The organism is Vibrio rubrogenes (assembly GCF_059641415.1).
Map to the genome: position 1 here is coordinate 1 of NZ_JCARSY010000122.1, position 467 is coordinate 467.

General features: G+C 58.2%; 1 protein-coding gene. It reads right to left on the bottom strand.

Annotation, left to right across the window (positions count from 1 at the left end):
* The coding region (locus AC55NX_RS20830) for an AMP-binding protein (RefSeq protein ID WP_496997468.1) at positions 1–467 on the bottom strand (467 nt) is incomplete at both ends.

Here is a 467-nt window from a genome sequence, read left to right on the forward strand (position 1 = left end):
CAGGTTGCACCGCCATATAACCATTGTTCAGCACCAGTCTGGCAATTGCCCGATGTGGTACGACGACACCTTTCGGCTGACCGGTCGAGCCTGAGGTGTACATCACATAGGCCGGGGTATCACCACTGACCGGCACCGACACGGATGCTGTACCATGTTCGTTCAGCAGTTCCTCCAGCATTGAATCTGTCAGCGTCACGACTGTGAGTGGCGAGGTATCGGCAGCCGTTTCCACCCCAGTCATCAACGACGCGGTCATCAACACATTGGCACCACAATCATCCAGTACATAACGCTGACGTTCGGTTGGGGCATTCGGGTCGAGCGGTACATACACCGCACCGACTTTGAGAATCGCCAGCTCCGCCACCACTAAGGCGGCTGAACGCGGCAAGCGCACCGCAACCCGCTGTCCCGGAGTCACCCCAAGTATTTGGAGTCGGTGTGCCAGCGCATTAGCTCGCGCC